3 protein-coding genes are annotated in these 4,203 nt (G+C 55.2%); all 3 read left to right on the top strand.

The window, feature by feature from the left end; genetic code table 11:
• Positions 1-2,180, top strand: a 2,180-nt coding sequence (gene secA / locus H5U36_08445; protein MBC7218148.1) for a preprotein translocase subunit SecA, incomplete at its 5' end; no start/stop codon positions are given.
• 21 nt (positions 2,181-2,201) lie between these two features.
• The gene (gene prfB, locus H5U36_08440) at positions 2,202-3,290 is read left to right on the top strand and encodes a peptide chain release factor 2 (protein ID MBC7218147.1); all 1,089 of its coding nucleotides are present in this window, start codon (positions 2,202-2,204) and stop codon (positions 3,288-3,290) included.
• On the top strand, positions 3,287-4,096 hold the full coding sequence (locus tag H5U36_08435) for an Asp23/Gls24 family envelope stress response protein (protein MBC7218146.1): 810 nt from the start codon (positions 3,287-3,289) through the stop codon (positions 4,094-4,096). Before prfB ends, H5U36_08435 begins: the two co-directional genes overlap by 4 nt.
• Positions 4,097-4,203: the final 107 nt, after the last annotated feature.

The raw sequence follows: 4,203 nt of genomic DNA, 5'->3' as shown, positions 1-4,203 counted from the left end.
CCCCTGAGGAACGGAAGAGAGCTTACCGGTGTGACATCACCTATGGTACTAATGTGGAATTCGGCTTTGATTACATTCGTGACAACATGGCCCTTCGCAGAGAAGATGTAGTCCAGCGAGAGCTCCACTACGCCATCATTGACGAAGTGGACTCCATCCTCATCGATGAGGCCCGGACTCCCCTCATCATCTCGGGACCGGCAGAGGAAAACACGGAAATCTACTACAAAATCGACCGAGTGGTGCGCAAACTCGTCCCCAAGGAGGATTTCGATTTTGAAGAGAAAACCCGCTCGGTCTGGCTCACCGAGCAGGGTATCGCCAAAGTTGAAAAGCTCCTCCATGTGGCCAACCTCTACGAGGAAACAGGAAAAGGAACCCTGGAACACCTTGTCCGTCAGGCGCTTCGGGCCCATTACCTGTACAAAAAAGATGTGGATTACGTGGTGAAGGACGGACAGGTCATCATTGTAGATGAGTTCACGGGTCGACTCATGTACGGCCGACGGTACAGCGATGGCCTCCATCAGGCGATTGAGGCCAAAGAGGGTCTCCAGGTCGCCAGCGAAAACCAAACCCTTGCCTCTATCACGTACCAGAACTATTTCCGGATGTACGAGAAAATCTGCGGCATGACTGGAACGGCAAAGACCGAGGAAGAGGAATTCATTTACACTTATGGGATGCCGGTTGTGGTCATTCCAACGAATAAACCCCTGCGCCGAACAACTCTTCCCGATGTCATTTACCGTACCGAGAGGGAGAAATTCGAGGCTGTGGTTCGAGAAATCGAGCGGTTGCACGCTTTGGGGCGCCCGGTCCTTGTGGGGACAACCTCTATCGAGAAGTCGGAGCGCCTGAGCGAGATGCTCAAGAAGCGAGGCATTCCGCACCAGGTGCTCAATGCCAAGCACCATGAACGGGAAGCAGAAATCATCGCCCAGGCGGGCCGAAAAGGGGCAGTGACCATCTCGACGAACATGGCCGGTCGAGGTACGGATATCCTCCTTGGAGGGAACCCGGACTTCCTTGCAAAGCAGAAAATGCGGGAGATGGGCTTCCCGGAACATGTTCTCGTCCGTTTGAGTCTTGGCATTCCCACCGATGACCCGGAGGTCCAGAGAGCTCGAGAAGTGTACCGGGAGCTCTACGCCCGTTTCAAGGAGGAGACCGATAGAGAGGCTGAGGAAGTGAAGGCTCTGGGGGGGCTCCATGTCATCGGTACCGAACGCCACGAGAGCCGGCGCATCGACAACCAGCTCCGAGGCCGGGCAGGGCGCCAGGGAGATCCAGGGTCTTCTCAGTTCTTCCTGTCCCTTGAGGACGACCTTCTGCGGCTCTTTGTGCCAGAGCGGCTTTCCTCAGTTATGATGCGTCTTGGCATGGAAGAAGGAGTTCCCATTGAGCATCCCGTCATCACCCGTCTCGTTGAGGCAGCCCAAAAACGTGTCGAGGGGCACCACTTCAATATCCGGAAGACCCTTCTCCAGTACGACGATGTCATGAACAAGCAGCGGGAGGTCATTTACGCCCAGCGTCGGCGGGTGCTCTTTGAAGAGGATCTCCGCCCCTTTGTGTACGACATGCTCGACAAGGTCCTTGAGGACCTCACGGCAACATATGCCAGTGAACGCCTGTACCCAGAGGAGTGGGATTTTGAGGGGTTGCGGGAGCGCCTGCGCTTTCTTTTTGGGATAGAGTTCCAGGTTCCCGAAGAGGAACGCTTAAAACTCACGACACAGAGCCTTCGGGAGAAGCTCTTTGAGGCTCTGAAAGCGGTGTACGAGCGCCGGGTACGAGAAGTTGGAGAAGAGGTTTTCCGGGACATCGAGCGGTACGTCCTCTTGCGGGTTGTGGACCACCACTGGAAGGACCACCTCCACAACATGGACCATCTTCGAGAGGGAATCGGCCTTCGGGCGGTGGGCCAGAAGGACCCCTTTGTCGAGTACCAGCTTGAAGCTTTTGACATGTTCCAGAACATGGTGGCGGCCATTCGAGAGGATGCCCTGAGGTACCTCTTCCACGTTCGGGTGGTGCCAAAAGAGGAGCGACGGGAACCACAAAGGGTACAGGCGGCAAAAGTTGCTCCAGAGCGGTCCCAGAAAAAGGTGGGCCGGAACGATCCCTGCCCCTGTGGGAGCGGGCTCAAGTACAAGTACTGCTGTGGGAAGAAATGAAAGGAGGAGTCAAAGTGCAGCTTGACCTTTCCGAGGACCTCTCCCTCATCCGGAAGAAACTCGAAGAGATCGGAGGGTATCTTTGAGGAGGAAAAGGTTCCTGAAAGGATAAAGTCCATTGAAGCTGAAATGTCCCGAGGAGATTTCTGGGAGGATGAGAAGCGCCAGTCGGAGCTCCTTGCGGAGTACCGGAAGTACCGAAAAATTTTTGACGAGTACATAGAGCTCAAGAAGCGCCTTGAGGATGCTGAGGAGCTTTTGCATCTTGTGGCACCTGGGGATAGCGAGTACCAGGAGCTCGTTCGGGAGGTAAAGAGCCTCTCCGAGGCGGTAGAAGACCTCGATATTCGACTCCTTTTCCGGAGGGAAGAGGACCGGAGTAACGCCATTGTGACCATTCATTCTGGGGCTGGAGGAACCGAATCCCAGGATTGGGTGGAAATGCTCCTGCGGATGTACCTTCGGTTCTGCGAGCGGAAGGGTTTCGATGTGCGGGTTACCGATATCCTGGAGGGGGAAGAGGCAGGGCTCAAGCACGTTACCTTCCTCGTTCAGGGGGAGTATGCTTACGGATACCTCCGTTCCGAGCACGGCGTGCACCGGCTCATCCGTATTTCCCCCTTCGATGCGAACAAGCGCCGCCACACCACCTTTGCCTTGGTGGACGTCATTCCCGAAATTGGCGAGGACGTGAAGGTGGAAATCAACCCTCAGGACCTCAAGATTGAGACTTTTCGATCCAGTGGCCACGGAGGACAGCACGTGAACGTCACTGATTCGGCGGTCCGCATCACCCACCTTCCCACCGGTATCGTGGTCCAGTGCCAGAACGAGCGTTCCCAGCACCAGAACAAAGCTGTAGCCATGCGAATCCTGCGGGCGCGCCTTTATGAGTACTACCGTCAGGAGCAGATGAAGAAGATTCAGGAGCTCAAGGGAGAGCGTAAGGATATTGCCTGGGGGAACCAGATTCGAACCTACGTGTTCCATCCCTATACCCTTGTCAAGGACCACCGCACAGGTCATGAGACCGGGAACATCGAACGAGTCATGGACGGGGAAATCGACGACTTCATAGAGGCTTTTCTCAAGAAGGAACGGAGTCTATGAGAGTGTACGCCCTTGTTGGTCCCACGGGAACAGGAAAGAGCTACCGGGCTCCTCACCTTGCAGCAGAGCATGGCATTGAGTGCATCATTGACGATGGGCTCCTTATTGTTTCAGGAAAGATTGTTGCCGGAAGGTCTGCTAAGGCCGAGCTCAGCAAGATCAAGGCGGCAAAGGTTGCCGTCTTCTATTTCCCAGACCATCGGGAAGAAGTGCAGCGAGCACTCCGAGAGCTTCGCCCGGAGAAGATTCTCGTCCTGGGAATTTCTCTCCCTATGGTAGAGAAAATCTGCGAGCGTTTGGAGCTTCCCCCACCTGAGGTGGTCTGGGATATCTTCGATCTTGCTCCCCTGGACGAGATTCAGCTTGCTCTCGTTGCCCGGGAGTCAGAAGGTAAACACACCATTCCTGTGCCGCTTGTGGAGGTGAAACGGAACCTGTGGGGGACGATTGCCGATGCCCTGCCGGTGGGGGTGTGGCGATGGTTCTACGCCTCGCGAGAGAAAACGGTGGTCCGTCCACCCTTCAGTTACCTCGGGAAACTTGTGGTGAGCGAAAACGCCTTGCGAACCCTTGTATTCCTGTGCCTCGTCCATACTCCCTGGGTACGGAAGGTCAACGAAATCACCCTTCATCGAACAGAAAAAGGGCTTGAGGTAGAGCTTTCCTGTGTTCTCCAGAATGGCTCCCCTGTTTCCCAGGTCTGCCGTTTCCTCCAGCAGTACCTTAAAGAGCGCATCGAATACCTCACCGGAGTCGAGCTCAAGGCGGTCCACATGGACGTGGAGGAGGTCGTCTTTCTCTCTTGACATTCCCTGAGGTGTCTGGTAGGAAATACCAAAACTCGTGAGGCGGATTGTTATGGCTCGCAAGACCATTGAGGAACTCCTTGCAGAGCTCAGGGAGAAAGAAATTG

The organism is Candidatus Caldatribacterium sp. (assembly GCA_014359405.1).
Taxonomy (GTDB): Bacteria; Atribacterota; Atribacteria; order Atribacterales; family Caldatribacteriaceae; genus Caldatribacterium; species Caldatribacterium oleiphilum.
Note: the sequence above shows the minus strand (reverse complement) of the source record. Positions and strands in the feature narration are given on the sequence as shown.

Excerpts from the sequence above, each read along its gene's own strand:
- H5U36_08435 (MBC7218146.1), top strand. The coding sequence starts at position 3,287 with ATGAGAGTGTACGCCCTTGTTGGTCCCACGGGAACAGGAAAGAGCTAC.